Below are 26,875 nucleotides of genomic sequence, written 5' to 3' on the forward strand. Positions count from 1 at the left end.
TGGTGGCTGACAGAATCAGCCGCGGCTGGAGGCGCCATGCGCGAGGAGTTCTGGTTCCATTTCCCGTTCCGCGTCCGCTACTCCGAGGTCGACGCGCAGGCCGTGGTGTTCAACGCCCACTACCTCACCTACTTCGACACCGCGATCACCGAATACTTTCGCGCGCTTGGCTACGACTATCTCGGCGAGGTGAAGCGGACCGGCGTCGACTTCCACACGGTGAAGTCGGTGGTGGAATACAAGGCACCGATCCGCTTCGATGAGGACATCGACGTCTGCGTGCGTGTCGCCAGGATCGGGCGTTCCTCGATCACGCTGCTGCTTGCGATCTTCGCCAAGGGGTCGGCGGATCTGCGCGCGACTGGTGAGATCATCTGGGTGGCCGCGGATCAGAGGACCCATCAGTCCGTCGCGGTCGAAGAATCGTTGCGGACGCTGATTGCAAGCCGAGAGAAGGCACTCGCCAAGGCTTAGGCGTTCCGGCCAACCGCTATGGTTTCATCAGCGTTGGGTTCCAGCGCCACATATTGTCGTTGGTCAGGTGCGTGCCGCCCCACCAGCGGTCGATCGGGTTGTGGCGGCTGAAGTCTTGCTTGTGGGCAAGAACTTCCTTGCCAAAATCGGTGAGTGACAGGCGGCTTCTCTGATAGGCCTCCAAGCGAGCGCGCAAATTCGCTCGATCAATGGTACGCAACTCGTCATCGAGCCCTGTAATCGCGGGCCGCGGACCGTGCGCCAGTCCCTCAAGCAAAGTGCCGATTTCCATATCGCTGAATACGCCACGCTGTCGGAAGCCGCGCAGGTAGAACAGCGCGTTCGTACTCACGAAACCAGCACCAATCAACTCAAGCAGCCGTATCTCTGTCGCACCAAGTCCAGTAATGCGCGACGGCAATTCCTGGATCAGATCAAGCAGAGCGGGCCTCAACAACGGAAATGCACTTAGGTTCTGCTTCAACACAGCTATGCAGGCTTCCGGTGTCGTCGCCCGATACGCCTGCCAACACATACTCGCCGTCCTAAGCTCTTGCGGACTGATGTCGGCCAGGGGAACGTGCTTCAGATCAGGCGCTCTTTCGAGCATGATCAGATCGAAGCCGATAAGGCGCAATTTCAACTTGGCCGCAGTCTCAGGGTGAGACTCGAAGAAGTCGAGCAACCAGATGAGCTGCAGTTGATCTTCGACGGTCGAGTCAAACCATAGCTCAATGAGGTCGTACCGCGCGCAATATTCAGTGAACGCGATGTGTCGAGATCTGACGGGGCGAGGAGAGCCGACTTTCGGATTCCAATCCGTCCAATGCCAGCCTGGGCCTTGATCTGAACGTGCGTCCAAAAACGCTTCGAGTCTGATCGCGGGCGGCAACGGTTGCGCGATGAACCGGAAGCCAAATTGTATGACCGCCTCGGCCAGACCAAAACGCCTGAGACAGGAACCGGACAAACTGGTCAAAATCAATCGCTTCATTGGCCCAACTCAGACAATGAACAACAAAAAAAACGGGCGCTGACGACGTCGGCAACTCAACGTCCTCAGCGCCCGCTTCTTCGAAAAACGGATATGGCTAAAACCTTACTCTTCCGCGGGCTCTTCGCCCTCGGCGTCGCGCTCGGGTGTGCCGGCCAAAATCTGCTCGGAGATCAGGCCGGAGTTCTGGCGGATCGCGGCTTCGATCTTAGCGGTGATGTCGGGGTTGGCGCGCAGGAATGCCTTGGAGTTCTCGCGGCCCTGGCCGAGACGCTGGCTGTCATAGGAGAACCAGGCGCCGGACTTCTCGACCAGGCCGGCCTTGACGCCGAGATCGAGGATCTCGCCCATCTTGGAGACGCCCTCGCCGTACATGATGTCGAACTCGACCTGCTTGAAGGGCGGCGCCAGCTTGTTCTTCACCACCTTGACGCGGGTGGTGTTGCCGACCACCTCGTCGCGCTCCTTGATCGCGCCGATACGGCGGATGTCGAGACGGACGGAGGCGTAAAACTTCAGCGCGTTGCCGCCGGTGGTGGTTTCCGGCGAGCCGTACATCACACCGATCTTCATGCGGATCTGGTTGATGAAGATCACCATGGTGTTGGACTTGTTGATCGAGGCGGTGAGCTTGCGCAGCGCCTGGCTCATCAGACGCGCCTGCAGGCCGGGCAGCGCATCGCCCATCTCGCCCTCGAGCTCGGCCTTCGGCACCAGCGCCGCGACCGAGTCGATCACCAGCACGTCCACCGCGCCCGAACGTACCAGCGTGTCGGCGATCTCCAGCGCCTGCTCGCCGGTGTCGGGTTGCGAGATCAGGAGTTCGTCGATGTTGACGCCGAGCTTGCGGGCATAGACCGGATCGAGCGCGTGCTCGGCATCGATGAACGCGCAGATGCCGCCCTTCTTTTGCCCTTCCGCCACCGTGTGCAGCGCCAGCGTGGTCTTGCCCGATGATTCCGGCCCGTAGATCTCGACGATGCGCCCCTTCGGCAGGCCGCCGACGCCGAGCGCGATGTCGAGCCCGAGCGAGCCGGAGGACACCGTCTCGACATCCATCGAACGGTCGTTCTTGCCCAGCTTCATCACCGAGCCCTTGCCGAACTGGCGCTCGATCTGGGAGAGCGCGGCTGAGAGGGCCTTGGACTTATCCATGGAGGATCCTTCGACGATACGCAGGGCAGAGACAGACATTGGATGTGCTCCTTATGGCGAGGATTCGCTAGCGGGACAAACGGGCGTTAAGGGTTCGGCGGGCGATTCAGGGGACTTCGTTGTTGATGAAAAAAATGTACCACGTTTGTTCTATGTTCGCAATATGTTCTTTTGGAGGGCGAACGCCCAATCCACATCCAAGCATCGATGGGTCAATTCGTTTTCCGGTGTGGATGGGACGCTATTAAGCCTGCGGAAACCAAGGCTTAGTTGATGTTCTCAGTAGCTCTACCGAGACGGCTTGGTGAATGTTCTCCTGCGCGTGGACGAGTGCGGGGGTGCGTTCCATTTCGCTGCGCGGCCCCGTAGTTCTCGGGGCGAGAACAGCGTTCCGCCAGCCTCTGACCGACGTCAGGTTCCGGAAACGGCATACACATTTGGGGTATAGGAACAATCAGCTTGGCAGCGCATGATACGTGGGCCCCCAGCTGACAGGTAGCCCCCCGACTGCTGGAGGAAAACCCCCATCAGCGGGGTTGGCGGCCCCCACTTGGGGCCGTTTAAAATTCAAAGATAGGGCCGCCGCAGTTGGTGGCCTCTTTCATTAAAGACACTTCGTCTTTCTCGCGCTCAAACTGATCCTGTTCGCCGAAGCGAGGATCGTAAGTCTCCATCTTGTCGATGAAGTCGTGATGGTCACGACTGGGCTTCATACGCGCGCCTGTCGCGCCCAAATGCTCGCGCAGTTTCGGGTAACGCATATTGCGGGATAGTCTGCGAGCGTAACCGCCGATGCGCGTGGCATCGCGGTTTGCGTCTTTGGGAGTGTTGCAGTCGTACTCGCTGCAGCCAGCGTCAGGGCCAACGATGATTCCGCGTGCGAACAGCCCAAAGCGGCGGCTCTCGCTCAAGCGATCAGCAGCGCGAACAGGATGACGAACAGCATCGTCGTCATCACCACGGCGGCCACCGCGCCGGCGGTGATCCTGGTCGCCTCTCTCGCGGTGCCTGCATACGGTTCCATGCGCTGTGCCTCCCAACCATAGGTCAGCATGACCGGAGCGCGGTTGCGGTCACATTTCGCATCCGCGTGCAGACGGCAGCAATTTCCGTAGTTCTCCGGTCCAGAACAAAGTTCCCCGATACCGTCAGATACCGACGGCTCCGAATTTTCAACAGCGCAATCAACGTGAGCGGGCGCGCGGCCCCGCCCCAAGTGGGCCATGCAGGCGGGGCCGCCGACGGCGGGATTTAATCTGGAGGACCGCACCCCGCCGTAACGAAAGATACGTCCGCTCGGCGCGCGCGTTTCAGTCCCGTCCGGCATCGCGTCAAAACCGCCCAGTCGCGTTGCCGGCTCTGGCCAGCGGCGGGATTTGCCGCATAATCGTTCCTGAGGCCTGAGAGAAATTCGCAAGCCTCAGGGGAACACCCGGCTTGGCTTGGTGTTCGGTCATGAAGAGTTCAGGGCTCAACAAGCCCGTTCAACCGCGAATTGATCGTGATGTTGAGCCTGCCAGGCGACAGCCGGCCGGCGACGAAGATTGCGAAACAGGGGCCCAAAGACGGGCTCCGCGAGATCTGCAAACCAGCGAGCAGCAACGGCGCGGCAACTCGCCGTTTGACGAGCTTTTGAAAATAATACAACCTTTGGTTTACAACGAATGCCCGCCTTGAGTCTGATGCGGAGCTTCCAAAATGATCCACAAGGGCGTTGAATTCAGTGTGACACAGGCGGCAGCGGGCGTCTGGAAATGGCGCTTCCAGATCGGCGACCGGACCTTTGCCGGCAAGACCGAAGCTCGCCTCAATCTGCTGGCGATCCGCCGTGTTCAACTCAGGATCGATCGCGAGTTGAAGAAGGCCAAGGATGAAGCCGGCCTCGTCGGCAGAAGCGAAACGGGGTGAGGCGCGAACGATCCGCGTTCGGATCAATCCGCGCTGGCCAGCCGCCGCATCGTGAATTCGATGTCGCCGCCGGGCAGTTCGCGCCAGCTTTCGACCGCGCTCATATAGGCGGCTTTCGGATAACGATCGAGGAAGTCACGCGCCCGCAGGCGGGCCGCATCGCGCGGCAGCGTGAAGGTCTCGCGCAGATAGCCGTCGTCCGGCCGGCGTCGTGCGGCCATTCGGCTGGCGAGATCGCGCGGACGGAACACCATGTCGCAACTCCAAAACCAACTGACGACCAGTCCAATATAGGGCTGGCCGCCGCGGAATCCGAGTCGGCGATGTCAGGCGCTTACTGGCTGCGCTGGGTGTTGGTGGAGGTCGTGCTGCCGGTCTTGGTCTTCGGCTTGGCAGGAGCAGCCGCCGTCTTCGGCGCATCCGGGCCGCGCACGGTGCCCCAGGGATCGGACGAGGCCTTGGCGTCGGGAATCTTCCGCAACGTGTCCTTGTAGGCCTTGTCCTTGGCCGCGTCCTGCTCCTTCTCTTCCTGCGTCTTGCTCGGCGCGTCCGCCAGCAGGTTGATGTTGGGCATTTGCGCGTAGGCCGGCGCTGTCAGCAACATCGCCACGGCGGCCACGCCTAGAATTCTCATCACTCCGCTCCTTGCCTTCTTCAGAGGGTCCATTTTCAGAGCGCCCATTGGCGCTGGGGTCACAGATGGTCCGACTTGCAGGATTTCGGCGACATCCAGTCTTCCCAGATCGGCCCGCATTTGGTGCAGCCGCTCAGGGCAAGCCCGATCGCGATCACGCTGCCCAGCATCACCAACTTACGGATCATCACCACCCACTCCCCCGACCGGCGGCCATAGGGCCCCAAAACTGGGGCATTTTCAAGCCACCCGCCGGCACGCCCAGGCCGTTGACCGGGCTTGCTAATCCCGGGTTGTTTGACCCGGCGCCCGGCCAAACTACAGTGGGACATAAAAGAAAACGAAGGATTCGACTTGCATGACTTTGCCGATGAGCTGGGACGAATGGGCGCAGCACGATGGAACGGCGCTCGCCGCACGCGTCAGGAAGGGCGAACTGAGCCCTGCGGAACTCGCAGCCCAGGCCGCTGCCGGCGTCGCCAAGGTCGACGGCGCGCTGTCCGGCGTCGTTGAGCTGTTCGACGACGTGATCGCCAATCCAGCCAAGGACGGCGCCAATCTCGATGGCCCCTTTGCCGGCCTGCCCTTTCTGATGAAGGACCTCGGCCCGACCATGCAGGGCCGCCTGCAGGAGATGGGCTCCAAGATGATGCGCGGCAATCGCGCCGCTTCCGACACCTTTCTCACGTCGCAGTTGCGCAAGGCTGGGCTCAATCTGATCGGCCGCACCACGACGCCGGAGTTCGGGGTCTGCAGTTCGGCCGAGAACCCGGCGGTCTATGTCACCCGCAATCCCTGGCACACCGACTACACCACCTGCGGCTCCTCGGCCGGCAGTGCGGCGATGGTCGCCGCCGGCGTGGTCCCGATCGCGCATGCGACCGACGGCGGCGGCTCGATCCGGATTCCCGCAGGCGTCAACGGCAATATCGGGCTGAAAGTCTCGCGCGGCGTGTTCTCGCTGTCGCCGCTGCTGTCGGATCTCTCGGGCCTGGTCTCGATCCAGGGCTGCCAGTCGCGCTCGGTGCGCGACACGGCGGCCTTTGTCGATTCCTGTCGCGGGCCTGCGCCCGGCGAGTTCATGCCATTCTGGACGCCAGCCGAGCCCTACACGACGATGATCGCGCGCGATCCGGGCCGGCTCAGAATCGCACTCTCGCATCAATGGGGCGAATATCGCGCCACGCCGCAGATCGCCGCCGAGTTGCAGCGTGTCGGCCGCTTCCTCGAAGGCCTCGGCCATCACGTCGACTATGCCCTGCCCGCGCTCGACTATCGCGAGGCGTTTGCCGCGCAGACCACCTGCTACATCAGCAATTTTGCGGTGGTGATCTCCAACATGCTGGCCGCACGCGGACTGGAGAGACCGCCGGCCGAGCTGATCGAGCCGATCAACATCCGCATCTGGGAGCACGGCCGGCACACCAGCTTCGCCGATCGCGCGCGCATGCAGGCGGTGTTCAACACCACATCGCGCGGCTTCGGCGCGTTCTTCGAGGATTGGGACATCATCCTGACGCCGGTCACCGCGCTGCCGACGCCGAAGGTCGGCACGACGGAATATCTGACCATCAGCGACAATCCGTCGGTGCTCGACTGGTTCGAGAATCTCTGGCGCAACTTTGCGTTCACGCCGCTCGCCAACCTCTGCGGCATTCCCGCGATCTCGCTGCCGCTTGCCACGCACGAGCACGGCCTGCCGCTCGGCATCCAGGCGATCGCAAAACAGGCCAATGACGGATTGCTGCTGCAACTGGCGGCGCAGATCGAGCGCGCGATCGGCGGCAAATGGAATGGCGGCCAGCGGCCCGGCGTGCACGTGACGCAGAGCTGACAACAACGCATCAGGAGAGGAAACGGACCGTCATGCAGCAGCAAGCCGGTGAGTTCGGGATCGAGGAAGCGCGGCGCGCGTTGGCTGAGGTGTTTGCGCCCTGGGTGCTGGATCTCAATCTGTCGATCGACGCGTTCGACTATACGCCGCCGGCGGGTGCCGTCGACTGGCAGCCCGGCGCGATCCTGCGGATGCCGTTCTCGGAGCGGCTCTGCCGCAACGGCGGCACCGTCAGCGGCCAGGCGCTGATGGCGTTCGCCGACACCGCGATGGTGATCGCCAATCTCGCCGCCAACAAGGGCTATCGTCCCATGACGACGGTCGACCAGACCACGCATTTCATGCGCGCGGTCAGCGCATCCGACGTGCTGGCCGATGCGCGCGTGGTGCGGCTCGGCCGCACCATGAGCTTTGGCAGGGTCACGCTGCTGTCCGCCACCGACAACAGGCCGGTGGCGATGGTCTCGAGCGCGTTCGCGATGCTGGGAGCATGATCCGGAAAAGTGCGAAGCGGTTTTCCGATAGGATCATGCTCAAAACAAAGAAACTAAAGCGCGATCTCATCGCGCCTTAATTCGCGGCAGCAGCGCGACAACTTACTTGCCGAGCACTTCCTCGGCGGCGTTCACGATGCTGATGGTCGGGTTCTTGCCGCAGTACTCGCCGAACTTCTTGGCGTTGGCCACGAACACTTCGGTGTCGATGATCGCCTCGTCGGAGTCGCCCTTGTACCAACCGTCCATCCAGGTCAGCACCACCTGGATGGTGTCCTTGTCACTTTCGACGAACTGCTTGCAGGTCATGGTCGAGAGATCGATTTTGGTGGCATGCGCCGGGACCGACGACAGGGCCAGCGCGGCAGCAAGCGCGAGTGATGCGGTGATCTTCATCATGAATCTCCATTGGCAAAGCAATTGCCGAAAATGTTTGGGCGCAAGGAAAGCATCAGTGCTTTCCGGGGCGAAGTCGTAAACGGAATCGGAAGCCGCCTGCAAGCGCGACGACGCCGGATGCTTACCGACATGTATTCGCTGCGCTGGTTGAGAATTCACATTTGGGAACTGTCATCAACACGCCGCGTGCGCTACACGACGCTGCGGCATTTGCTCAGGCGGTCCGCAAGCGTCGCCGTTTGCGCCAGCGCCAAGCCAGGGCGACAAGCGCGATCAAAACAATGACCGCCGCGATCGCCTTGCTCGCAAACCGTCCGCCGGGGCGGTCGATGGTGTGCGACCACAGCGACGGCCCTTCGCGCAGCCGCGCCAGACGAAACGCGACCACGCTATCGCCGATCGAGGTGCCGGCCTCGGAATGGCCGCCCGCACCGATCGCGACATACTGCTCGCCCTTCCAGAGATAAGTCATGGGGTTGGCGACGCCGGGCACCGGCAGCCGTCCCTGCCAAAGCTCCCTCCCCGATTTGGCGTCGAACGCCCGCAGGTAAGCGTCCATCGCGCCGGTGAAGGCGAGTCCGCCGGCGGTGATCGCGAGACCATTGACCAGCGGCGTGCCCCAGGAAAATGCCATGCCAAGCGGCGCCAGATCCTCGCTGGTGCCGACCGAGGAATGCCAGAGGATCTTGCCGGCCTTCAAATCGACCGCGACCATCTCGCCCCATGGCGGCTTGTTGCAGAGCAGCCCGAGTGGCGACATCGCCACCGCACGTGACATCGCAAATGGCGCGCCGTCCTGCCGGCCGAAATCATGCCCCGGCGGCGGGCTAAAACCCTTGGCCTCCTCGCGCGGGATCAGCTTGATGACATGAACGGCGTGGCTGGTGTTGGCATAGAGGATCTGGTTGACCGGATCGAACGCGGCACTGCCCCAGTTCACGCCGCCGCCGGTCATCGGATAGACCGCCGTGCCCTGCGTCGAGGGTGGCGTGTAGAGCCCCTCATTGCGGAGATCGCCGAGCAGCTTTTCGCAGGGCGATGGGCCGAACGGCAGCAGCTTGAATGCATCGTCCTTCGAGATGCTCTGCTTCATCAGCGGCGGCACATGGGTCGGGAATGGCTGCGTCGGTGACAACTGCTCGCCCTCGGCGCCGTTCTGCGGCACCGCGCGCTCCTCGACCGGCCAGACCGGCTTGCCGGTGTCGCGATCGAGCACGAACACAAAGCCCTGCTTGGTCGGCTGGATCACGACATCGCGCTGGCCCTCGCCAGTGTCGATGCGCGCCAGCGTCGGCTGCGCCGGCAGATCGTAATCCCAGACGTCGTGATGCACGGTCTGGAACGACCAGATCAGTTCGCCGGTCTCGATGCGCAGCGCCACCACCGAATTGGCATGCTCATTGTTGCCGGGCCGCCTGCCGCCCCAGAAATCCGGGCTCGGCGACGTCGTCGGCAGGAACACCAGCCCCCGCGCCTCGTCCACCGACATCGGCGCCCAGACATTGGTGTGGCCGGCGGTGACACCGTCATGCACCAGCGGATCGAAGCTCCAGCGCGGCTGTCCGGTCCTCGCGTCATACGCGCGCACGGCACCGAGTGGCGCCTCGACGCGGCGGTTGTCGGCCATCGCGGTACCGACCACGAGGACGCCGCGCGCGATCACCGGGGCTGAGGTGATCTGGACTTCGCCCGGCCATTCCAGCTTCATCCCGAGATCGATCTTGATCTCGCCGCCAGTACCGAAATCGGCGCACGGCTTTCCGGTCCTGGCATCGAGCGCGATCACGCGGACATCGTTGGTCCCGGTGAAGATCCGCGTCCGGCACGGTGCATTCTCCGCCGCGCGCTCGTCGACCCAATAGGCGACGCCGCGGCAGACGTAACGATTGGCCGGCCGCTGCGCGGTGCTGATCTTCGGGTCGTAGCGCCACTTCTGTGCGCCGATGCCGGGATCGAGCGCGATCACCTCGTTGAATGGTGAGCAGAAGATCAGGCTGTCCTCGACGAACAGCGGAGTCGCCTCGAACTTGGTGCGCTTCATCAGCTCGCTCGCGCGGGCATCGAGATCGCCGGTGCGAAACTCCCAGGCGCGGACGAGATTGCCGACATTGTCAGGCGTGATCTGATTGAGCGGCGAGAAGCGCTGGCCACCGCGATCGCCGCCCCAATACTCCCAGCCAAGCACCGGCGACGCACCAAACAGCAGCACGGCTAGCAGACAAAACAGGGATCGCATCGCGCCCTCCGGCCGATGCGATCATTCCCGGGTTACACCGCATCTTGCGCGGATGGATTTACGCCATCGGCGCGTCAGTATCCACCCTCGTCAGTATCCCCTGCGGCCCTCGTAACCGCCGCGGCCGCCATAGCCGCCGCCACCGATGCCAATCCCGATACCGATGCCGACCGGCGGTCCGGCCGGCTCATACACCACAGGCGGCGGACGACGGACCACCACGACGTCGTCCTCGATGACGCGGCGCGGCGGCTGCGAACTGGCGCGCCGCGGCGGATCGGGATCGACGCGCTTCTTGGTCGGCAGGTCGACTTTCCGCGGCTGTGCTGGCGCGATGTTGCAGGGACAGGTCGGCGCCGCCATCGCAATATTGGCAGCCTGTTCGGGACGGTTGCGCAGCCGCTCGATCAGATTGCGCGCAGTCACTGTCAGGTCGCTGTCAGGATATTGCAGGAGGAAGGTGCGATAGGCGGTCGCCGTGTTGATGAGGACCGCGTTGTTCCACGCCACCATGCGGCGATGGCGATCGAGCCAGTCCTTTGCTTGCAGACCGCGCGGCGTGCCGGCATAGGCAACCGCGAAAGCCTCATAGGCTTCGTCCGAGCCGTCAGCCACGATCAACTCATTGGCGACGTCGACCGGCTTGCCCTGCAAATTGCGCTTCCACTCCTCGACCGTGCGCTTGGTCGGAGCCTGCTTTGGCGCTGCTGCTGCCGAGCCGCTCGCGACGAAACGAAAATCCTCGGTCAGCGACGAGCTGTCCCACGGTGTCTGCCGTCCGTCCGTCGCCTTGTTCACGGCGACGCGAACGCGCTTGAATGTATCCTCGATCGGAATCCCCGGCTCCTTGCCGGCGGTGAGCAGCGCCGTCGTGTACGGGCTGTTGCTGCCGCTGCCGTCCTCGGCTTCAGCTCCGGGTGATGTCGAGAACGACACGAAGGTGCCGGGCGCGCCGGTTTTGGCGTCGATGATCGCAAGGCCGTGGCCGGCGGTCTTGTTGAGTTCGGGGAACGGATTGTTGCGGCATGCGTCGAGCAGGAGGATGCGCATCCGGCTCGGCACCGAGTTCAGCGCATTGAGGATATCGTTAAGGCGCACCGCCTGGATCGGAATGTCGGCCTCGCGCTTCGGATCGACGTCGACCGGCACCAGATAGTTCTCGCCGTCGATCTGCAGGCCGTGGCCGGCATAGAACACCAGCGCTACCGTATCGGCCCCCTTGGCCGCGACCTGCCCGGCAAATTCGCTGATCTTGTCGCGCAGCTGGGCTTGCGACAGGTCCGATGCGGAAGTCACCGCAAATCCGGACTCCGTCAGCAATTGCGACATCGCCTTGGCGTCGTTGGCCGGATTGGGAAGCGCGGGCACCGACTTGTAGGCGGATTGCCCGATCACCATCGCCAGACGATTCTCGGCGAGCGCCGGAGCCAGGCCAAGCAACAACGTCGCGGGAACGAGCAGACTAAACAACGAACGGCGAAGCATCGGGCGGCCTCCCGGCAATATCACATCAAAAATTAGTCGAAGAATCGGCGCGCAGGGTTCACTTCAAGCATGATCCGGACCCGGAGGGCCGCGCTAGCGCAAAGTGTGAAGCGGTTTTCCGAAAGATCATGCGCAAACAAGAAGCTAAAGCGCGATGACGACTCATCGCGCTTTGGGCGCGTCAATGTGAAGCGCCAGCGGGTCGGTATCAATTGATTGAATTGTCGCAGCAATTAGACGTTGCAGGCGTCCGCACTCATTTCGGCTTCTTGGCCGGCTCGGCGGGCTTGGCGATGCTCCAGGGGTCGTACTTTTCCTTCGGCTCCGGAATGCGATCGAGCGCGGCCTTGTAGGCCTTCTCGTCGACCACCGGCTTCTTGTCGGCCTTCTTGTCTTCAGTCGGTTGCTTGCGCTGTGCATAAGCGGGGATCGCCAGCAACGTCAGCGCGATCGCCGCAATTGTGAATCGTCTGATGACCATTGCATCCTGCCTTCCCGCCAGAAACATCCGGCAACACCTGATGTGACCAGAATACCTCGACCATCGGCAATTGTTGAATGACAAATCGGCCACGATTTGCGTTTCGGCCGCCGCTCCCTACATCTCCCGCCGATGGGACAGGATCACCTCTACACTGCCGCGCTGTTGGTCGGCTGCGCCCTGGTGCTCGGCGGCTGCGGCTTCGCCGACAGCCGCGCGCCATTGCCGGAATTCATGCGCGCCAAGGCGGCCGAGCCGCCGCCGCTCGAAGCGCCACCCGACGTCAAGCGTCTGGTCGGCCAGAAGCTCGACTCGGTGTTCACCAGCGGATCGCAGCCGACCCATGTGCGGGTCTCCGCACCGCTGCATGATCCGCGTGGCCCCGGCTGGACGGCCTGCGTGCGCGCCGAGCTGACATCCGTGGTCGGCAAGCCGCTGGGCACCCAGACCTATCGCATCTTCATCAACGACGGCGTGATCGCAGATCGCCAGCGCATCGAAGCCGACGACAATTGCGTCGCCGAGAATTACGAGCCGATCTAGGCAATCATCACCTCGGAACCCAGGGAACCTGCGGAACGAATGCAATCGCGATGATTTGTATCGCGAGGGCAGATTCGGACCGAGGAGTGGGACTATGAGGACATTTGCGATTGCACTGCTGGCGGGCGTCGGCGCCTTGTCGGCGGGCGGTGCCGCCAAGGCGTCGGACATCTACACGTCAACCACCACCGAATATGCGGCGCCCGAGCTGGTGCAGCAGGTGCGCATGGTTTGCGACGAAGACGGACGCTGCTATCGCACCCGCAGCGGCGCGCGTGTGATCGTGCGCGATTCCTACAACTATGCGCCGCGCGAGCGCTACATCGAGCGCCGCCACTATCGCGACTGGGATGACAGCCCGCGTGCGGGCGTTGGCATCCGCGCACCCGGCGTCAGCGTGGGTGTCGGTGTCGGCGACGATCGCTGGTAACTGATCTCAGCAGACATGAAAGCCGCCGAAGCGACTTCGGCGGCTTTCGCTTGCGTCGACTACAAACAGCGCGTCGCGGCGCGCGTCGGGCAGAGCTTGAGCGCGCTGGTCAGCGAGAACAGCACGCGCACGTCGCGGGCGTAATTGTCCGGCGCGCGATAGCTCAGGGGGACCGCGGCGCCGATGTCGGCCTGCATGTCGTTGGCGAGGTAGAAGCGCACGCCGCCGCCGACGGACGTGAGCGACAGGCCGTCGGTGTAGCGATAACCGTCGTTCCAGGCGACGCCACTGTCGACGAAGCCATAGAGCTGATAGCCGGTGAGATATCCGAGGTTGGTCTTCTGATCGAAGCGCAGCTCGAGCGAGCCGGCCATGCCGTTGTCGCCGCTGATCTCGGCCGCGCCGTAGCCGCGGCCGAAGGCGGCACCACCGAGATAGAATTGCTGCGACAGGAACAGCGGACCTGACGCCACCTGCCCGGCACCGGCGATCTTCAGCGACAAGGTGTCGGTCAACGTCTGATAGCGCGTGTACCAGAGATTCAGCGCGGAGAATGTTCCGGACGCGCCGGTGCGCGACAGGAAGTCGTCGCCCTTCTGCGAGGCGCCCATGATGTCGAGCCCCTGTCGAACGGTCGCCGTGAAATAGTTAGTGCCGTTGAAATTGTCCTGCAGGCGGTAGTCCGCGGTCAGGCTCGCGGTGCGGATGTGATCGCGGTAGACCGGACCGAAGAAATCGTTCTCGGTCACGTTGCTGAATCCCATCGCCGACGTGATCGTCAATGTCTCGCGCTGCGACTGCAGCGGCACGATGCTGGCGCGCAGCTCGAAGGCTTCCGTCTTGGTGTTGTCGCTGAAGACGCGCCGATAATCGCCCGGCCAGACTTCGCTATAGACTCCGGAGGCGCCGACGCGCAGGCCGTCGGTACCGACCGGCACGTCATAGGACAGCCGGCCGAAGGCGAGCTGGCGGGGATCGCCAGGCGTGGTCGACAGGTTGACCACCATCGAGTCGCCCGGCGCCATGGTGGAGTTGAAGGCGGCAGTGGCATAGCTCTGCCACGGACCGACCGATGACGATCCGAGATTGTCGAGCCCGAACGACGTGTAGACATGCCACGTCTTCACGAACACGGTCAGGCGAAAGCGGCCGGTGGAATTGCCGATCTCGTCCAGCGTCGTGTCCTCGATCCGTACCCCGGCGCGATTGTTGATCAAGAGCAGCTGCCGCTCCAGCGTCGTCAGGCGCGATGGGTGCTCGGCCAATATCGGACCAAGCATCGCCCGGACGCCGAACTCCTCGGCGCCCTCGCCCTTCAGCGCGAGTTCGGTGATGCCGCCTTCGATCACCTGGACGAGGATGGTGTCGTTCTTGATGTCCTGCGGGGGGATGATCGCACGGCTCAGATGGAAGCCGGCCGCGCGATAGGCCTCGCTGATCCCCTTGGCGATGGTCGCGAGGTCGGCTTGCGAGACCTTCTTTCCGAGATAGGGTTGATAGACCGTTGCCAGTTGGTCCGGCGGAAGGGCAGTCGCCCCCTTCACCGCGACATGGCGCAGCACAAACAACGGCGTGGGATCGGCCTTGATCTCCCCCGGCCGGGCCAGCTTTGGCAATGGCACACGCGATCGCGCAGCCGGCGACTGCCCAAGCGGACCATTGTCGAAGCGCCGTTCGAGCTGTCGCGGGTCGAATGAGGGCTGGCTGGCCTGCTGTGCAGAGGAAGGGGTTACCGCCGGCAAAAGCGTCGAAAAGACGCCAAAAGCGGTCGAAAGACGCGGTACCTGGCGACCGATCCAGGTCAACCCCATCGCGTCCCCGTATTTCCACGGACACCCACCAACAGATCTATGGAAAGCTCTTAGACGCATGATTTTTCTTAAGATTTTATGGTCAATGAATCGTTAACGGCGGCCCCGGAAGCGCTCTGATACCGCTGACTAAATGTTGAAACTTTTCCCCTAAGCCTTGGAACCCTGAGGCTGAGGAGAAGGTCATGCGTACGGCCCACAGGTATCTGCGTGCTCTCGCGACGGTGGTCGCGGTTGTCGTCACGTCCCCGCTTTTTGCCGCCGACGGCGGCACCTGGTCGGTCAGCAAATCGTCCGGCGAGGTCTGGATTTCGAACGGCGACGTCCAGCAGGCATCTCTCAAGCCGGAAGACAATCTCAAGCCCGGCGACACCATTCGCACCGGCCGCAATGGCCGTGTGCTGCTGATGCGCGGCGAAGAGAGCATCATGATTGCGCCGAATTCGGTGGTCGGCCTGCCCACCGAGAGCAAGGCAGGGCTTTCCACCACCATCGTGCAGAAGGCCGGCTCGATCCTGCTCGAGGTCGAGAAGAGGAACGTCAGGCATTTCGAGGTCGAGACCCCCTACCTCGCCGCCGTGGTCAAGGGCACCCAGTTCCGCGTGTCGGTGAGCGGTGGCAGCACCAGCGTCGACGTGGTCCGCGGCCAGGTCGAAGTCTCCGACTTCAAGTCGGGCCAGATCGCCCAGGTGCTGGCCGGCCAGAAGGCGACCGCCTTCGAGCACGGCAAGGCCGGCCTGGCGCTGAGCGGCGCCGGCACCTTCAATCCGATCGGGCAAGGCAAGCCGCGTCCGTCGTCGGTCGATCGCGTGCCCGTGCCGAAGGGCGGCCTGTCCTCGCCCCGCAACGCTGCGAATGGACAGGCGATCCGCGCGCTGGCGACGAATGATCGTTCCGGCGGCAAGTCGGCGACGTCGCAACAACATGCGGTCGCCAGGCCGCATGTCGGCTTGCGGATCCCGGCCGCACTCGGCGAGGTCAAGCTGAACTTCCACAAGGTCACGCACGGCCTCGCCCGCGGCACGAACGGTGCAACCGGTTCGAGCCGCAGCGCCGCCAACAACACCGTCTGGGCGGGCTCGTCCAGCTCCTCGTCGACGACGACTGCCAACGCCAACAGCGCTGGCGATACGGCCACCGCGACCGCCACCGCCAGCAGTGCAATCGGCAGCACGTCGGGCACCGCCTCTTCCGTCGCAACCACCGTCGCCGCAGCCACTGGCTCCGGCAACAACGGAAACGGCAATGGCAACGGAAATGCCAACGGGAATGGAAACGGCAACGGGAACGGAAATGGCAACGGGAACGGAAATGGAAACGGGAACGGGAACGGGAACGGGAACGGCGGAAAGGGTAACGGCAACGGCAATGGAAACGCGAAGCACTAGCTGACAACGCGCGGCGGGCGTTGTGTCTGCCGCAGGGGGATGGGGACACGTGAAACACCTTCGGCCACATGTTTTGGTCGCGGCCGTTCTGACCATCGTGCTGGCCTCGGGCTGGCACGCCGGGCTGCGTAACGCGCTCGCCGACCTTCGTTTCGGCTGGCTGTCGCAACCGGCGGGCAACGAGATCGTCGTCGTCGCGATCGATGCGCCCTCGATCGAAAAGATCGGCGTCTGGCCGTGGCCGCGCCGGCTCCATGCCGAGTTGCTCCAGCAGCTCAACCACGCCGGCGCCAGCGACATCGTGTTCGACGTCGACTTCAGCACCCCCTCCGATCCCGAATCCGACAGGCTGTTCCTCGAAGCACTGAAGAGCGCCGGCGGCTCCGTGGTGCTGCCTTCCTTCAAGCAGCCCGGCCCCGAAGGCACCACGTTCTTCAACCGCCCGCTGAAGGCGTTCCGTCCCCACGCCTGGTCGGCGATCGTCAACGTCGCGATCGAGCCGGATGGCCTGGTGCGCTACTATCCGCTCGGCCAGAAGCTCGACGGCGAATTCCTGCCCTCGATGGGCGCAGTGCTCGCCGGCAAGTATGACGAGAAGCGCCCGCCCTTCCTGATCGATTTCGGTATCCGGAACGCCTCCATCCCGAAGGTCTCCTTCGTCGATGTGCTGAACGGCGACAAGGCGACGCTCGACAGGTTGAAGGACAAAAAGGTCATCATCGGCGGCACCGCGCTCGAGCTCGGCGACCGCTTCAGCATTCCGAACGGCGGCATCGTCTCCGGCCCGGTGATGCAGGCGCTCGCCGCGGATTCGATCCTGCGCGGCCGCGAGCTGCACTGGACGTCGATGACCACGACGATGATCGCGCTCGGCGCTCTCTCGCTCACCATGATACTGCTGTGGCGCCGCCGGTCGGCCGGCCAGCGCGTGACCGTGCTCGCCTTCACCGCGGTCGGCATCGAACTATCGGCCTATCTGCTGCAAGCCATATTTCCGCTCGTCCTCGACACCGCGCTGCTGCACATCGCGATCCTGGTCTATATCGCGGCAATCGCGCTCGACGAGATCGACGTGCGCGACCTGCTCGGCCGCGTCGCTGAAAACCGTTTTCACCGCATCGCGATGTCGCTCGGCGACGGCCTGATCTGCACCGACAAGGATTATCTGATCACGGTGTGGAATCCCGGCGCGGCCGCGATCTTCGGCTACGGGCCGGACGAGATGATCGGCCGCCCCTTCGACACGATCTGCGCGATCAATGGCGACGATGCCGCGGCCTTCTCGATCCGCGATGCGGCCACGCTCGGCACCGGCAAGGTAATCGAGTTCGACGGCCGCCGCCGCAACGGCGAGGTGTTTCCGGTCGAGGCCAGCTTCTCCGGCTGGCAGGGCACCGACGGCCGCCAATACGGCGCCATCCTGCGCGACATCTCGGTGCGCAAGCGCGAGGCCGAGAAGATTCGCTACCTCGCCGAACACGACTCGCTGACCGGCCTCGCCAACCGCTACACGCTCGATGCCCGCGTCGCGGCGATGATCGCAACGGCCGAGTCTCCCGGCGCCGAAGTCGCGCTGCTGGTCGTCGGCCTTGACGGCTTCCAGCACATCAACGACCTGCTCGGCCACGCCAATGGCGATCTCGTGCTGCACGCTGTATCGGAGCGACTGACCGGCGAGGTCGGCAACGCCGGAATCGTTGCCCGCCTCAGCGGTGATGAGTTCGCGATTGCCGCGCCGTGTAGCTCGACGACCGAGACCGTCGATCATCTTGCCCGACGCATCGCCGCTGCCTTCGACACACCCGTCGTCACCGGCAGCCGCACCCATCGCGTCAAGGTCTCGATCGGCGCCGCGATGTTCCCTGCCGACGGCAGCAACGCCGACGAACTGCTCTCCAACGGCCATCTCGCGCTGCGCCGCGCCAAGGCCAACAAGGGCGGCGGCCACGTGCTGTTCGAGGCCGGCATCCGCCAGGAGCTCGAGACGCGCCTGACGCTGGAAGCCGAATTGGCGCGCGCCACCGAGCGCGGCGAGTTCGAGCTGTTCTATCAGCCGCAGGTGCATCTTGACGGCGGAGAGCTGATCGGCGCCGAGGCCCTGATCCGCTGGCGTCATCCGGAGCGCGGGCTGATATCGCCGGGCGCGTTCATGCCGGTGGTCAACACCGCATCGATCTCCGAGAGGATCGCGCAATGGGTGCTGGAGACCGCGTGCCGGCAGGCCCGTGCCTGGGAGCTCGCCGGCCATCACCTGCGTGTCGGCGTCAACCTGTCGCCGTCGCAGCTCCACACCGGCGACCTCGCCAGGTCCGTCGCCGACGTGCTGGCCGCGACCGGGCTCACGCCGGCGCTGCTCGAGCTCGAGGTCACCGAGGACATCCTGCTGGTCGACGAGAAGCGCGTGCTCGACACCTTCCAGCGCATCCAGGACCTCGGGGTCCGCGTCGTGTTCGACGATTTCGGCACCGGCTATGCGAGCCTCAGCTATCTCAAAAAATTCCCGCTCGACGGGCTGAAGATCGACCGCTCCTTCGTGTTGGACGTGCTGACCGACCCCGATGACGCCGCGATCGTCTCTTCGACCATCGGGCTCAGCAAGCAGCTCGGCCTGTCCGTGATCGCCGAGGGCATCGAGAACCGCGCCACCGCCGATCTGCTCGCGACCATGGGCTGCGAGGAAGGCCAGGGCTATCATTTCGGCCGTCCGATGCCGGTGGGCGAGCTGGAGCGGCAGTTTTTGGCGGCGCCGGCCGAGTTGCTGACGGACGGTCAGGCGGCCTGAGGCCGCCGGCCTCATTCCGCCGCGGCTCATGCTGAACGCGGCGTTAACATTACCGCTCAAATTGCACGGCGACACCACCGGCAATCTCCACCTCTTTCCGCTAGCGTTGGCCTGCGAATGACGCACCAGTTGCGCCGATCGCGAGCGGGGAAACGGGACGTGGCCGATATCGCCGACCAGACACTGGTCCGCCGTGCATCGAACGATGCCACGGATGCGCGCGCCCTGCCGCGGCTTGCCGACATCCCGCTCAATCCATGGCGCGCGCTTGCCGATCGCGCGATCGAGGCCAACGGCTACTATCAGGCCGAATGGGAATTGGCCGTGAACGCATTCGCGTGCGGCCGGACCAACGTTTCCGCCCTGACCGCAATCGATAACGCCGGCAAGCTGATCGGACTGCTGCCGGTCATCCCGCTGCGCCGCGCCACCATGATTCCGCTGCCCGCTTTGGTCGGCGCCGAGCCCTACGGCACGCTGTGCACGCCGCTGCTCGATCGCGACGCCGCCGAGGATGCCGCGGCCAAGTTGCTGCACAATGCGCGACGGTCGGGCGCCCATGCGCTGGTTCTGCGCACGATGTCGCTGGAAGGCCCGGCGATGCAGGCGATCGACGCCGCTCTCGCCCGCGACCGCCTGCGTTCGCGCGTGCTGACCACATATGCCCGCGCCTCGCTCGATGCGACGCGCAATGCAGACGAATTGCTGCGCGAGGCGCTCGGCGCCAAAAAATTGAAGGAGCTGCGCCGGCTGCGCAATCGCCTCGGCGATCACAGCGACGTGCGCTTCGACGTGGCGCGCACGCCGGAACAGGTGGCTGGTGCGCTCGAAACCTTCCTTGCGCTCGAAGCCAGCGGCTGGAAGGGCAAGCGCCGCACTGCGCTCAGCCAGGATGCGGGCGATGCAGCCTTCATCCGCCGCGCCACGACCGCGCTGGCCGAGCGCGGAGCTTGCGAGATCATCACGCTGTTTTCCGGCGCAACGCCGGTCGCCGGCGGCATCGTCGCGCGGCATCAGGACCGGGCGTTCTTCTTCAAGATCGGCATCGACGAGCGCTTCGCAAAGTTCTCGCCCGGCGTTCAGCTGACGCTCGAGCTGACCCGTCACCTCTGCGCCGATCCTGCGATCAACTCCGCCGATTCCACCGCAGCTCCCGGTCACCCCATGATCGATCCGATCTGGCGCGGCCGCTTCGCCATGGGCGACGTGCTGATCCCGCTCCGCCGCAACGATCCCGTCGTCGCGGCGATCCACGCCGCGCTGACCGCCGAGCGGTTCATGTACGCGCAAGCGCGCCGCGCGGTTCATTTCATCCGCAATCGCCACACCAGATCTGCCTAGCCGCCATTCGCGCGTGCCTCTACCTGAAGCCATCGGGATCGATACGCTCGGCGACGGTCTGGGGACGCACAGGTGATGGGGAATATCGAGCAGCACTATGTTCGGCAGGACGACCTCACCGATCCCGGTGATCTCGGTGGCGCCTATGATGATTTGCCCGACGGCGTTGCCGGACTGCGCGAGGTCGTCTCTCGCCTGATCGTTCACGTGTCGTGGGCCGGGCGCTATGGCATTCCGCCTGACATGCCGATGGTCCGGCAAACCCAGCCGATCGCCAGGCGGCTGCAACTGATCCAGGCGGCGTATCCGGGATCGCTGCGGACCGCACGGCCGCCGGAGCGGCGCACCTTTGGCACCTGTCGCGACTATGCGCTGCTGTTGTGCAGCATGCTCAGGAGCCGATCGATCCCGGCACGTGTCCGCTGCGGTTTTGCGACTTATTTCGATAGCCCCTATCACGACCACTGGATCTGCGAGTACTGGTCGCCGGACGAGACTCGCTGGGTGCAAGTCGACGCGCAACTCGACCCGTTCCACATCGAGCAACTCAAGGTCACGTTCGACGGCGCGGACCTGCCGCGCGGCGTATTCCTGACGGCATCGCAAGCCTGGCGCCTCGCGAGGGCCGGCACCGTTGCGCCTGAGCTGTTCGGCCATGCCGACGCTTCGGGATGGTGGTTCCTCCGCGTCGACGCCTGGCGCGATGTTCTGTCCCTCGTGAACCGCCAGATGTCCGCGTGGGACAGCTGGCGCGACGCGACGCCGCCGAGCAAGGTTCTCGACGGCAACACCTTGGCCGAGCTTGACGAGCTCGCCGACGCCGTCATTGCGTTCGAACACGGCGCGGACCGATATGCACTGCTGACCAAGGCCGCCTCACGGAACATGACGCCGCCCTGGCTCGCTTAAGCTCACCTCAGCGGCGAATGCGGCGCCGGCAGCATGATGGTCGAGTGCATCTCCTCGAGATGCTGCGTGGCCTTGCCCAGAAACTCCTGCCACGCCGGATCCTTCAGCGCATTGCCGCGCGCTTCCGCGCGGGCATTGAGATCGGGATAGGCCCAGATGTGGCAGGCCTCGTTGGGCTGGCCAGAGTCGGTCTGCCAGAGGCCGACGATCTTGGAATATTTTTCGCGCGTCGGCAGCACGCCGGTGAACAGCTCCTGCCACTGCTTGAGCCCGCCGAGCGGCTTGGCGCGGTAGTTGCGGAATTCGTAGATGTTGCCCGACGTCGCCGGAGCCACCGGCGGGATGATCGCGCTCATCAACCGCACCTCCTGCTTCACCAGCAACGGACGGATCGCCGGAATGTACTCGCCGGTCCAGCGTGAATTCTTGGCGAGCTCGGCGCGCAGCCGGGTGCGCTCGGTCGCATCGGGATAGCTCCACATATGCATGACCTGATTGAGCGGGCCGATCTCGGTGAACCAGTAGCCCTCGAGCTTGCCGAAATTGTCGCCGCGGATCTCGCGCGACAGCGTGCTCGCCGCCTTGACCATCTCGCCGATGGTGTTCGGCCGGACCGTATAGGTGCGCAACTCGTAGATCATGATGTCTCCCTGATCTTTTTTGTCTCGACAAACGACAAGCCCGGCCTGACGCCGGGCTTGTGAGGTGATGATGGCCTATTCCGCGGCCTGCGCGTTGATCTCCTCCGAGACCTGGCGGATCGCGCGCGCCAGCTGCTCGGCGGGCTGCGCGCCGGAGACGGCGTATTTCTGCGCGAACACGAAGGTCGGCACGCCGGAGATGCCTTTCTCCGCAGCCTCCTGCGCGTCCGCCGAAATCTTTGCGACGTCCTCGTCGGTGGCAAGGCGCCGGCGCACCTCGTCGGCATCGAGCCCGACATCGGCGGCGGCCTGCACCAGCACATTGACGTCGGTCAGATCGCCGCCATCGCGAAAGTACAATTCCATCAGCCGCTGCTTCATCTCGGGCGCCTTGTCTTTGGCTTCCGCCCAGTAAATCAGGCGGTGGCAATCGATGGTGTTGGGTTGGCGCTTCACCAGGTCCGGGCGATAGGTCAGCCCCTCCTCGCCGGCGGCGGCGACCACGCGGCCGGCGATGCCCTTGTAGGCCTCGACCGAGCCGAACTTCGCGGTGAGATATTCCTCGCGGCTGATACCTTCGCGGGGTACCCAATTGTTGAGGAAGAACGGCCGCCAATGCACCTCGACCGGAACATCAGGCACCAGCGCCAGCGCATTCTCGATCCGCTTTTTGCCGATATAGCACCAGGGGCAGACGACGTCGGAGACGATGTCGAGGCGAAGCGGTTTCATGGTCATGGCGCGTCCTTTCGGAATGAGGCCCCAAGGTAAGCCCCTGCTTCGGCAACACAAGGGCGGCGGCCGCATGTCTGCCTCACATAACCTCCGCGGTTATTGTGGGATGCGGCCAAGGTTTCCTAGAAGTCACCGCCATACGCCAAGCGGAGACGAACCAATGACCGCCATTTTCCAGCCTGAAGGACAAACGTTTCGCGCCACCGAGCATGCCGGCGGTCCGTGGTCGCCGGACATGCTGCAGGGCAGCGCCACCACCGCGCTGATGACGCGCGAGGTCGAACGGCTGGCTGTGACATCCGGCTTTGCGGTCCGCCGCCTCACCTTCGACCTGTGGCGGCCGGCGGGCCTGCGCAGCTTTGAGCTCGCGACCGACCTGCTGCGCGACGGCCGCAAGGCCAAGACGCTGCAGGTGCGCCTCCTCGACGGCGAGACCGAGATCGGCCGCTGCACGGCGCTGCTCACCGCACACGGCGATGAGTCGCCCCGCGATCCCTTCGCCAAATCCGCCGCGCCGGATGCCATGCCCGAAGCCGGCACACCGCCGCCGGCCTTTGCGCAAAAATGGAGCCGCTATTTCCAGCACGTCTCGGTGCGACTGATCGAGGGCGCGCTGGAGAAGCCAGGTCCTGCAGCCGCATGGATGCGGCTCGACGTCCCGCTGGTCGCGGGCGAGCCCAACACGCCGCTGCTGCAGGCGGTGCAGGCGGCGGATTTCTCCAGCGGGGTGGCGCAGATCGTCGACATGCGCGAATGGACCTTCATCAATCCCGAGATCAGCCTGTACTTCTTCCGCCCGCCGGAGGGCGAATGGATTTTGATCCGCTCGCGCACCTGCGTCGGCGCCGGCGGCGCGGGATTGACGACCGCGACCTTGAGCGACCGCAGCGGTCCATTCGCGGAGGTGATGCAGGCGATGAGCTTTGAACGGCGCGCGGTGCAGGCTCAAGCCTCCTGAGAAGCGAGCGCCGTCAGCACCGCCTCGGTATCGCCATCGGCCGGCATGAACATCTCGATGCGCAGCTCCTGCAGCGTGACGTCCTGAGGCGTGCCGAGCGTCAGCACCGTGCCTATCAGGCCGACGCCGATGTCGCCCTTGCGCAGCCGCACCTCGCAGAGCGGCCCCGGTGCCTCGCTCTCGTTGAGCTGCGGCGTGGCGATATCGGGCAGCTTCAAGAGCTCCCGCCAGGTCGATTGCAGCGCGAGATCGAGCGGCGCGGCCATCGCCTCGTGTCGCGCGCGGACCAGCAGGGCCGCTGCGACCTTCGGCCAATTCTCCACGAACGGCCGCAACTCGTCGGGTGCCAGGAACATTCGCATGTGATTGAGCGGCCGCTGCATCCGCTCAGGTCCCAGCAGCATCGTCATCAGCCGCGTCGCGGCGCGATTGGCTTGCAGCACATTCCATTGCCGGTCGGTGACGATGGCCGGGAACGGTTCGTGCCGGCGCAGCAAGAGATCGATCGCGCGTTTGGCGTCGGCGATCTCCGGGGCCGACAGATCGCGCTCGCGATATTGCCGGGCGAAGCCGCCGGCCTCCAGCAGCGCGTTGCGGTCGCGCAGCGAGAGGCCGAGGGCTGCGGCGAGCTGCGACAGGATCTCGCGGCTCGCCACCGCCTTGCCGGTCTCGACGAAGCTCAGATGCTTGATCGAGATGTTGGCCTCGAAGGCGAGATCGGCCTGGCTCATGGCGCGCCGCCCGCGCCAGTCGCGCAGGAGATCGCCGACGGGGTTCGCCTTGAGACCGGTGGCGGGGCGTGGGTCCATCATCGCATTATCGGCCAGGCGTCCGTGGCTTGCAAAGGCATCGCGATGTCGCGCTCAGCTGGATGCAAGAGGGCGAGCCTCCATCAGATAGGCCTTGATGTCGGCGAGTCCCTGCAAAGCCGGCATCCGCTTCATGGCCTCGCCGGCGCTGCACCAGGGATAGGGCAGCGCGGAGAGCCAGGCCATGCAAGCCGAAAGTTCATCCGCGGCGAGCACCTTCATCACTTCGATGGCAATGACAAGCTTCTCGACGTGCCCGCTGGCGCCAAAGTACCAATCGTAACGACCGCAGCCGACACGGATCTGGCCGTTAGCCTTGGCGGACATCCCAACCAGCCAATGACAAGGGAAATACTCACAAGGAACCGCCGGAGGCTCTGTGAGGCAAAACGTGAAGACATTCTCGTAGTCGATGCCGAAACGGCGGACCAGAATATCCTCGAGCGCGACAACGCCTTTGGCCGAACTCGGGAAACTGATTGCGTCAGTCTTGACGATCATCTCAAGTTCGGCGTTTTCGGCAAACGCCTGTTTCATCAGGAACGGGCGATTGCCGTCCTTGGCAAGGATATACACTTTCACGACATCGAATGGCGTGGGCATGCCTCAAATCCTAATCGCATTGCCAAGGGCAAACCAGATGCTTCAGAGCGCTGCCATCTCCTTCATGCGCCGCGCCGTCAGCTCGTCAGCTGGAAAAAACGTCTCCAGCGCGAGCTCCTGCAGCGTGATGTCGACGGGCGTGCCGAACACCATCGTGGTCGAGATGAAGCTCAGCACCTCGCCATTGAGACGCAGCTTGAACGGGAGCGCGACGTTGTTGTCGGGCGTGATCGGGCCCGAGCGCGCCGGAATCGGATAGGACTTCAAGTCCTGATACAGTTTGAGCAGCTCCGGATCGGCGGTGGCCTCGCACTGACGATGCAGGCGCTCCAGGAGATGCGCGGCCCATTCCGGCAGGTTGACGGTGCGCGGCGCCAGCCCCTCGGGGTGGAACGCCAGGCGCAGGATGTTGAAGGGCTGGCCGAGCAGCCGCTGCGGTACGCCCTCGAGCAAGGGCGCCACCATCCGGTTGGCAGAGACCAGATTATAGTGCCGGTCGTAGGCCAGCGCCGGATTCGGCTCATGCGCCTTCAGCACCAGATTGATCGCTTCGCGCGCCGATTTCAGCGCGGGATCCTCCAGCGCGCGTTGCGGAAAGGCCGGCGCAAAGCCGGCGGCGACCAAGAGCACGTTGCGTTCGCGTAGGGGCACGTCCAGTCGCTCCGCCAGTTTGAGCACCATGTCGCGCGACGGCGCCGAGCGGCCGGTCTCGACAAAGCTCAAATGCCGTGCCGAGATCTCGGCATCGACAGCCAGATCGAGCTGGCTGAGATGGCGGCGCTGCCGCCACCCGCGCAGATGGTCGCCGATATGGATGGGTTTTGCGGGCTCGGCCCGCGCCGTGGATGCATGTGCGTTCATGGTGCAAAACCTAGCATGCGGATTTCGCTCGTTCCATTACGTGCGAGGTAATCGAATTCGGACGCCGGCCGGATCATCTTCCAACCCACAGGAGATGACCATGCTGATGCTGTCCTTGATCCGAGCTTTCACCGCCCTCGCCCCGCTCGCCCTCAATCTCGCGACCTGGCTGGTGGCGCGCTCCCTCAACATGCCGCAGCCGATCGTGCACGACACCGGTGTGTTCGTCGTCGCGCAGGTTTATGCCGCGGAGATGAGGGTCGGCAAGGCGCTCTGCCCGGTCCGCCTGCTGCGTCAGCTCCGCATCTGGTTCCGCTGACGTCATCCAACCCAACGAGAGGAGATCCGCCATGATCACAACGTCCCAGTTCCTGCGCCGCGCCCTGCTTGCCGACGCCATCTTCAGCGGCGTGTCCGCCGTCGTGATGACGCTCGACGCCGGCGCACTTGCACCTTTCCTCGGTCTGCCCGAAGCGCTGCTGCGCGAGACCGGCCTGTTCCTGATCGCGTACACGGCCCTCGTCGGCTGGCTCGGCACGCGGCCGGCCGCGCCGAAGGCGCTTGTCATGATCGTGGTCGCCGGCAACGCCGCCTGGACGCTCGCCAGCATCGCACTGCTGTTTTCGGGGATGGTGTCGCCGAACCTGCTCGGGATTGTCGTGGTCGTCGCGCAAGCGATCGCCACGGGCGTGTTCGCCGAGCTGCAGTATGTCGGGCTGCGGAGGAGCGAGGGCGTGGTGGCGGTGTAATTCACCGTGACTCGTAGGGTGGGCAAAGGCGCTCTTGCGCCGTGCCCACCATTCCCGGCGTGCTCGTGGTGGTGGGCACGTCGCTTCGCTCCTTTGCCCACCCTACAGCAGCTTGCCGTGCGTTCGCATTCTCGCGACATGTTCTGCCCGAGTTGTCCATCTCGTTCCGCCCTCTCTCGATAGCGAGGGCGCAGGGAAGACCGGGTGCACGCCGCACCCGC

29 protein-coding genes are annotated in these 26,875 nt (G+C 64.3%); 13 read left to right on the plus strand and 16 right to left on the minus strand.

Annotated elements, in window-relative coordinates; translation table 11 throughout:
• The first annotated feature begins 36 nt into the window (after nucleotides 1–36).
• Nucleotides 37–474, plus strand: coding sequence for an acyl-CoA thioesterase (locus JQ604_RS18435; RefSeq protein WP_212359178.1), 438 nt, complete (start codon nucleotides 37–39; stop codon nucleotides 472–474).
• A 16-nt stretch (nucleotides 475–490) separates the two neighbouring features.
• On the opposite strand, the gene JQ604_RS18440 is transcribed toward JQ604_RS18435, so the two are convergent.
• From JQ604_RS18440 to JQ604_RS18450, 3 genes are all read right to left on the minus strand, one after another.
• Nucleotides 491–1,468 (minus strand): hypothetical protein, encoded by a 978-nt coding sequence (locus tag JQ604_RS18440; protein ID WP_212359180.1) that lies wholly within the window; start codon nucleotides 1,466–1,468, stop codon nucleotides 491–493.
• Between the two features lie 105 nt (nucleotides 1,469–1,573).
• Nucleotides 1,574–2,662 carry a recombinase RecA gene (recA, locus tag JQ604_RS18445; protein ID WP_212359182.1) on the minus strand — a complete coding sequence of 363 codons (1,089 nt, stop codon included), beginning with the start codon at nucleotides 2,660–2,662 and terminating at the stop codon, nucleotides 1,574–1,576.
• A 521-nt stretch (nucleotides 2,663–3,183) separates the two neighbouring features.
• Nucleotides 3,184–3,534 carry a hypothetical protein gene (locus JQ604_RS18450; RefSeq protein WP_212359185.1) on the minus strand — a complete coding sequence of 117 codons (351 nt, stop codon included), beginning with the start codon at nucleotides 3,532–3,534 and terminating at the stop codon, nucleotides 3,184–3,186.
• Nucleotides 3,535–4,321: 787 nt separating this feature from the next.
• Between JQ604_RS18450 and JQ604_RS18455 the strand changes: the two genes are divergently transcribed.
• Entirely contained in the window at nucleotides 4,322–4,531 is a 210-nt protein-coding gene (locus JQ604_RS18455) for a hypothetical protein (protein ID WP_212359188.1), read from the plus strand.
• 23 nt (nucleotides 4,532–4,554) lie between these two features.
• Here the strand turns inward: JQ604_RS18455 and JQ604_RS18460 are convergent, their stop codons facing one another.
• The 3 genes from JQ604_RS18460 to JQ604_RS18470 all read right to left on the minus strand — a co-directional run bounded on the left by JQ604_RS18460 (nucleotide 4,555) and on the right by JQ604_RS18470 (nucleotide 5,353).
• Nucleotides 4,555–4,785 (minus strand): hypothetical protein, encoded by a 231-nt coding sequence (locus JQ604_RS18460; RefSeq protein ID WP_212359190.1) that lies wholly within the window; start codon nucleotides 4,783–4,785, stop codon nucleotides 4,555–4,557.
• A gap of 80 nt (nucleotides 4,786–4,865) precedes the next feature.
• Nucleotides 4,866–5,165, minus strand: coding sequence for a hypothetical protein (locus JQ604_RS18465; protein ID WP_212359192.1), 300 nt, complete (start codon nucleotides 5,163–5,165; stop codon nucleotides 4,866–4,868).
• A 59-nt stretch (nucleotides 5,166–5,224) separates the two neighbouring features.
• On the minus strand, nucleotides 5,225–5,353 hold the full coding sequence (locus tag JQ604_RS18470; RefSeq protein ID WP_212359194.1) for a peptidylprolyl isomerase: 129 nt from the start codon (nucleotides 5,351–5,353) through the stop codon (nucleotides 5,225–5,227).
• Nucleotides 5,354–5,523: 170 nt separating this feature from the next.
• Between JQ604_RS18470 and JQ604_RS18475 the strand changes: the two genes are divergently transcribed.
• Both JQ604_RS18475 and JQ604_RS18480 read left to right on the plus strand, forming a co-directional pair.
• Nucleotides 5,524–6,999, plus strand: coding sequence for an amidase (locus JQ604_RS18475; RefSeq protein WP_212359195.1), 1,476 nt, complete (start codon nucleotides 5,524–5,526; stop codon nucleotides 6,997–6,999).
• 32 nt (nucleotides 7,000–7,031) lie between these two features.
• Nucleotides 7,032–7,493, plus strand: coding sequence for a PaaI family thioesterase (locus JQ604_RS18480; RefSeq protein ID WP_212359197.1), 462 nt, complete (start codon nucleotides 7,032–7,034; stop codon nucleotides 7,491–7,493).
• Between the two features lie 102 nt (nucleotides 7,494–7,595).
• Here JQ604_RS18480 and JQ604_RS18485 read toward each other — a convergent pair whose 3' ends face one another.
• From JQ604_RS18485 to JQ604_RS18500, 4 genes are all read right to left on the minus strand, one after another.
• Entirely contained in the window at nucleotides 7,596–7,889 is a 294-nt protein-coding gene (locus JQ604_RS18485; protein WP_212359199.1) for an HdeA/HdeB family chaperone, read from the minus strand.
• Nucleotides 7,890–8,106: 217 nt separating this feature from the next.
• A complete protein-coding gene (locus JQ604_RS18490) occupies nucleotides 8,107–10,128 on the minus strand; it encodes a pyrroloquinoline quinone-dependent dehydrogenase (protein ID WP_212359201.1) in 2,022 nt (673 codons plus the stop codon).
• 90 nt (nucleotides 10,129–10,218) lie between these two features.
• Nucleotides 10,219–11,613 carry a caspase family protein gene (locus JQ604_RS18495; protein WP_212359203.1) on the minus strand — a complete coding sequence of 465 codons (1,395 nt, stop codon included), beginning with the start codon at nucleotides 11,611–11,613 and terminating at the stop codon, nucleotides 10,219–10,221.
• Between the two features lie 256 nt (nucleotides 11,614–11,869).
• A complete protein-coding gene (locus JQ604_RS18500; protein WP_433996259.1) occupies nucleotides 11,870–12,088 on the minus strand; it encodes a hypothetical protein in 219 nt (72 codons plus the stop codon).
• A gap of 138 nt (nucleotides 12,089–12,226) precedes the next feature.
• Between JQ604_RS18500 and JQ604_RS18505 the strand changes: the two genes are divergently transcribed.
• Entirely contained in the window at nucleotides 12,227–12,637 is a 411-nt protein-coding gene (locus tag JQ604_RS18505; RefSeq protein ID WP_212359207.1) for a hypothetical protein, read from the plus strand.
• Between the two features lie 94 nt (nucleotides 12,638–12,731).
• Entirely contained in the window at nucleotides 12,732–13,067 is a 336-nt protein-coding gene (locus tag JQ604_RS18510) for a hypothetical protein (RefSeq protein WP_212359210.1), read from the plus strand.
• Between the two features lie 59 nt (nucleotides 13,068–13,126).
• On the opposite strand, the gene JQ604_RS18515 is transcribed toward JQ604_RS18510, so the two are convergent.
• Entirely contained in the window at nucleotides 13,127–14,938 is a 1,812-nt protein-coding gene (locus JQ604_RS18515; protein WP_433996256.1) for a ShlB/FhaC/HecB family hemolysin secretion/activation protein, read from the minus strand.
• A gap of 125 nt (nucleotides 14,939–15,063) precedes the next feature.
• Between JQ604_RS18515 and JQ604_RS18520 the strand changes: the two genes are divergently transcribed.
• From JQ604_RS18520 to JQ604_RS18535, 4 genes are all read left to right on the plus strand, one after another.
• Nucleotides 15,064–16,266 (plus strand): FecR family protein, encoded by a 1,203-nt coding sequence (locus JQ604_RS18520; protein WP_212359215.1) that lies wholly within the window; start codon nucleotides 15,064–15,066, stop codon nucleotides 16,264–16,266.
• A gap of 49 nt (nucleotides 16,267–16,315) precedes the next feature.
• On the plus strand, nucleotides 16,316–19,048 hold the full coding sequence (locus JQ604_RS18525) for an EAL domain-containing protein (RefSeq protein ID WP_212359217.1): 2,733 nt from the start codon (nucleotides 16,316–16,318) through the stop codon (nucleotides 19,046–19,048).
• A gap of 159 nt (nucleotides 19,049–19,207) precedes the next feature.
• On the plus strand, nucleotides 19,208–20,389 hold the full coding sequence (locus JQ604_RS18530) for a GNAT family N-acetyltransferase (RefSeq protein ID WP_349631114.1): 1,182 nt from the start codon (nucleotides 19,208–19,210) through the stop codon (nucleotides 20,387–20,389).
• A 75-nt stretch (nucleotides 20,390–20,464) separates the two neighbouring features.
• On the plus strand, nucleotides 20,465–21,298 hold the full coding sequence (locus JQ604_RS18535) for a transglutaminase-like domain-containing protein (protein ID WP_212359221.1): 834 nt from the start codon (nucleotides 20,465–20,467) through the stop codon (nucleotides 21,296–21,298).
• Between the two features lie 2 nt (nucleotides 21,299–21,300).
• Here JQ604_RS18535 and JQ604_RS18540 read toward each other — a convergent pair whose 3' ends face one another.
• Together JQ604_RS18540 and JQ604_RS18545 are read right to left on the minus strand one after the other, a co-directional pair.
• Nucleotides 21,301–21,939 (minus strand): NIPSNAP family protein, encoded by a 639-nt coding sequence (locus JQ604_RS18540; RefSeq protein ID WP_212359223.1) that lies wholly within the window; start codon nucleotides 21,937–21,939, stop codon nucleotides 21,301–21,303.
• Nucleotides 21,940–22,014: 75 nt separating this feature from the next.
• Entirely contained in the window at nucleotides 22,015–22,677 is a 663-nt protein-coding gene (locus tag JQ604_RS18545) for a DsbA family oxidoreductase (protein WP_212359225.1), read from the minus strand.
• 157 nt (nucleotides 22,678–22,834) lie between these two features.
• Here JQ604_RS18545 and JQ604_RS18550 point away from each other — a divergent pair, with 157 nt between their 5' ends.
• Nucleotides 22,835–23,632 carry a thioesterase family protein gene (locus JQ604_RS18550; RefSeq protein WP_212359228.1) on the plus strand — a complete coding sequence of 266 codons (798 nt, stop codon included), beginning with the start codon at nucleotides 22,835–22,837 and terminating at the stop codon, nucleotides 23,630–23,632.
• Here the strand turns inward: JQ604_RS18550 and JQ604_RS18555 are convergent.
• Genes JQ604_RS18555 through JQ604_RS18565 form a run of 3 tightly spaced genes read right to left on the minus strand, consistent with a single transcriptional unit; the run spans nucleotide 23,620 to nucleotide 25,905 of the window.
• Nucleotides 23,620–24,444: a helix-turn-helix domain-containing protein gene (locus JQ604_RS18555; protein WP_249158328.1), complete on the minus strand. Its 825-nt coding sequence runs from the start codon at nucleotides 24,442–24,444 to the stop codon at nucleotides 23,620–23,622. The two genes, JQ604_RS18550 and JQ604_RS18555, sit on opposite strands and share 13 nt — an antisense overlap.
• A 51-nt stretch (nucleotides 24,445–24,495) precedes the next feature.
• A complete protein-coding gene (locus tag JQ604_RS18560) occupies nucleotides 24,496–25,044 on the minus strand; it encodes a hypothetical protein (protein WP_212359230.1) in 549 nt (182 codons plus the stop codon).
• 42 nt (nucleotides 25,045–25,086) lie between these two features.
• Nucleotides 25,087–25,905, minus strand: coding sequence for a helix-turn-helix domain-containing protein (locus JQ604_RS18565; RefSeq protein ID WP_212359232.1), 819 nt, complete (start codon nucleotides 25,903–25,905; stop codon nucleotides 25,087–25,089).
• A gap of 94 nt (nucleotides 25,906–25,999) precedes the next feature.
• Here JQ604_RS18565 and JQ604_RS18570 point away from each other — a divergent pair, with 94 nt between their 5' ends.
• Nucleotides 26,000–26,224 carry a hypothetical protein gene (locus JQ604_RS18570; RefSeq protein WP_212359235.1) on the plus strand — a complete coding sequence of 75 codons (225 nt, stop codon included), beginning with the start codon at nucleotides 26,000–26,002 and terminating at the stop codon, nucleotides 26,222–26,224.
• Between the two features lie 31 nt (nucleotides 26,225–26,255).
• Nucleotides 26,256–26,654 carry a hypothetical protein gene (locus tag JQ604_RS18575; RefSeq protein ID WP_212359236.1) on the plus strand — a complete coding sequence of 133 codons (399 nt, stop codon included), beginning with the start codon at nucleotides 26,256–26,258 and terminating at the stop codon, nucleotides 26,652–26,654.
• Nucleotides 26,655–26,875 lie beyond the last annotated feature (221 nt).

The organism is Bradyrhizobium jicamae (assembly GCF_018130695.1).
Lineage (GTDB): Bacteria > Pseudomonadota > Alphaproteobacteria > Rhizobiales > Xanthobacteraceae > Bradyrhizobium > Bradyrhizobium jicamae_B.

Excerpts from the sequence above, each read along its gene's own strand:
- JQ604_RS18435 (WP_212359178.1), top strand. The coding sequence starts at position 37 with ATGCGCGAGGAGTTCTGGTTCCATTTCCCGTTCCGCGTCCGCTACTCC.
- JQ604_RS18440 (WP_212359180.1), bottom strand. The coding sequence starts at position 1,468 with ATGAAGCGATTGATTTTGACCAGTTTGTCCGGTTCCTGTCTCAGGCGT.
- recA (WP_212359182.1), bottom strand. The coding sequence starts at position 2,662 with ATGTCTGTCTCTGCCCTGCGTATCGTCGAAGGATCCTCCATGGATAAG.
- JQ604_RS18455 (WP_212359188.1), top strand. The coding sequence starts at position 4,322 with ATGATCCACAAGGGCGTTGAATTCAGTGTGACACAGGCGGCAGCGGGC.
- JQ604_RS18460 (WP_212359190.1), bottom strand. The coding sequence starts at position 4,785 with ATGGTGTTCCGTCCGCGCGATCTCGCCAGCCGAATGGCCGCACGACGC.
- JQ604_RS18465 (WP_212359192.1), bottom strand. The coding sequence starts at position 5,165 with ATGAGAATTCTAGGCGTGGCCGCCGTGGCGATGTTGCTGACAGCGCCG.
- JQ604_RS18470 (WP_212359194.1), bottom strand. The coding sequence starts at position 5,353 with ATGATCCGTAAGTTGGTGATGCTGGGCAGCGTGATCGCGATCGGGCTT.
- JQ604_RS18475 (WP_212359195.1), top strand. The coding sequence starts at position 5,524 with ATGACTTTGCCGATGAGCTGGGACGAATGGGCGCAGCACGATGGAACG.
- JQ604_RS18480 (WP_212359197.1), top strand. The coding sequence starts at position 7,032 with ATGCAGCAGCAAGCCGGTGAGTTCGGGATCGAGGAAGCGCGGCGCGCG.
- JQ604_RS18485 (WP_212359199.1), bottom strand. The coding sequence starts at position 7,889 with ATGAAGATCACCGCATCACTCGCGCTTGCTGCCGCGCTGGCCCTGTCG.
- JQ604_RS18490 (WP_212359201.1), bottom strand. The coding sequence starts at position 10,128 with ATGCGATCCCTGTTTTGTCTGCTAGCCGTGCTGCTGTTTGGTGCGTCG.
- JQ604_RS18495 (WP_212359203.1), bottom strand. The coding sequence starts at position 11,613 with ATGCTTCGCCGTTCGTTGTTTAGTCTGCTCGTTCCCGCGACGTTGTTG.
- JQ604_RS18505 (WP_212359207.1), top strand. The coding sequence starts at position 12,227 with ATGGGACAGGATCACCTCTACACTGCCGCGCTGTTGGTCGGCTGCGCC.
- JQ604_RS18510 (WP_212359210.1), top strand. The coding sequence starts at position 12,732 with ATGAGGACATTTGCGATTGCACTGCTGGCGGGCGTCGGCGCCTTGTCG.
- JQ604_RS18515 (WP_433996256.1), bottom strand. The coding sequence starts at position 14,938 with ATGCGTCTAAGAGCTTTCCATAGATCTGTTGGTGGGTGTCCGTGGAAA.
- JQ604_RS18520 (WP_212359215.1), top strand. The coding sequence starts at position 15,064 with ATGCGTACGGCCCACAGGTATCTGCGTGCTCTCGCGACGGTGGTCGCG.
- JQ604_RS18535 (WP_212359221.1), top strand. The coding sequence starts at position 20,465 with ATGGGGAATATCGAGCAGCACTATGTTCGGCAGGACGACCTCACCGAT.
- JQ604_RS18540 (WP_212359223.1), bottom strand. The coding sequence starts at position 21,939 with ATGATCTACGAGTTGCGCACCTATACGGTCCGGCCGAACACCATCGGC.
- JQ604_RS18545 (WP_212359225.1), bottom strand. The coding sequence starts at position 22,677 with ATGACCATGAAACCGCTTCGCCTCGACATCGTCTCCGACGTCGTCTGC.
- JQ604_RS18550 (WP_212359228.1), top strand. The coding sequence starts at position 22,835 with ATGACCGCCATTTTCCAGCCTGAAGGACAAACGTTTCGCGCCACCGAG.
- JQ604_RS18555 (WP_249158328.1), bottom strand. The coding sequence starts at position 24,444 with ATGATGGACCCACGCCCCGCCACCGGTCTCAAGGCGAACCCCGTCGGC.
- JQ604_RS18560 (WP_212359230.1), bottom strand. The coding sequence starts at position 25,044 with ATGCCCACGCCATTCGATGTCGTGAAAGTGTATATCCTTGCCAAGGAC.
- JQ604_RS18565 (WP_212359232.1), bottom strand. The coding sequence starts at position 25,905 with ATGAACGCACATGCATCCACGGCGCGGGCCGAGCCCGCAAAACCCATC.
- JQ604_RS18570 (WP_212359235.1), top strand. The coding sequence starts at position 26,000 with ATGACCATGCTGATGCTGTCCTTGATCCGAGCTTTCACCGCCCTCGCC.
- JQ604_RS18575 (WP_212359236.1), top strand. The coding sequence starts at position 26,256 with ATGATCACAACGTCCCAGTTCCTGCGCCGCGCCCTGCTTGCCGACGCC.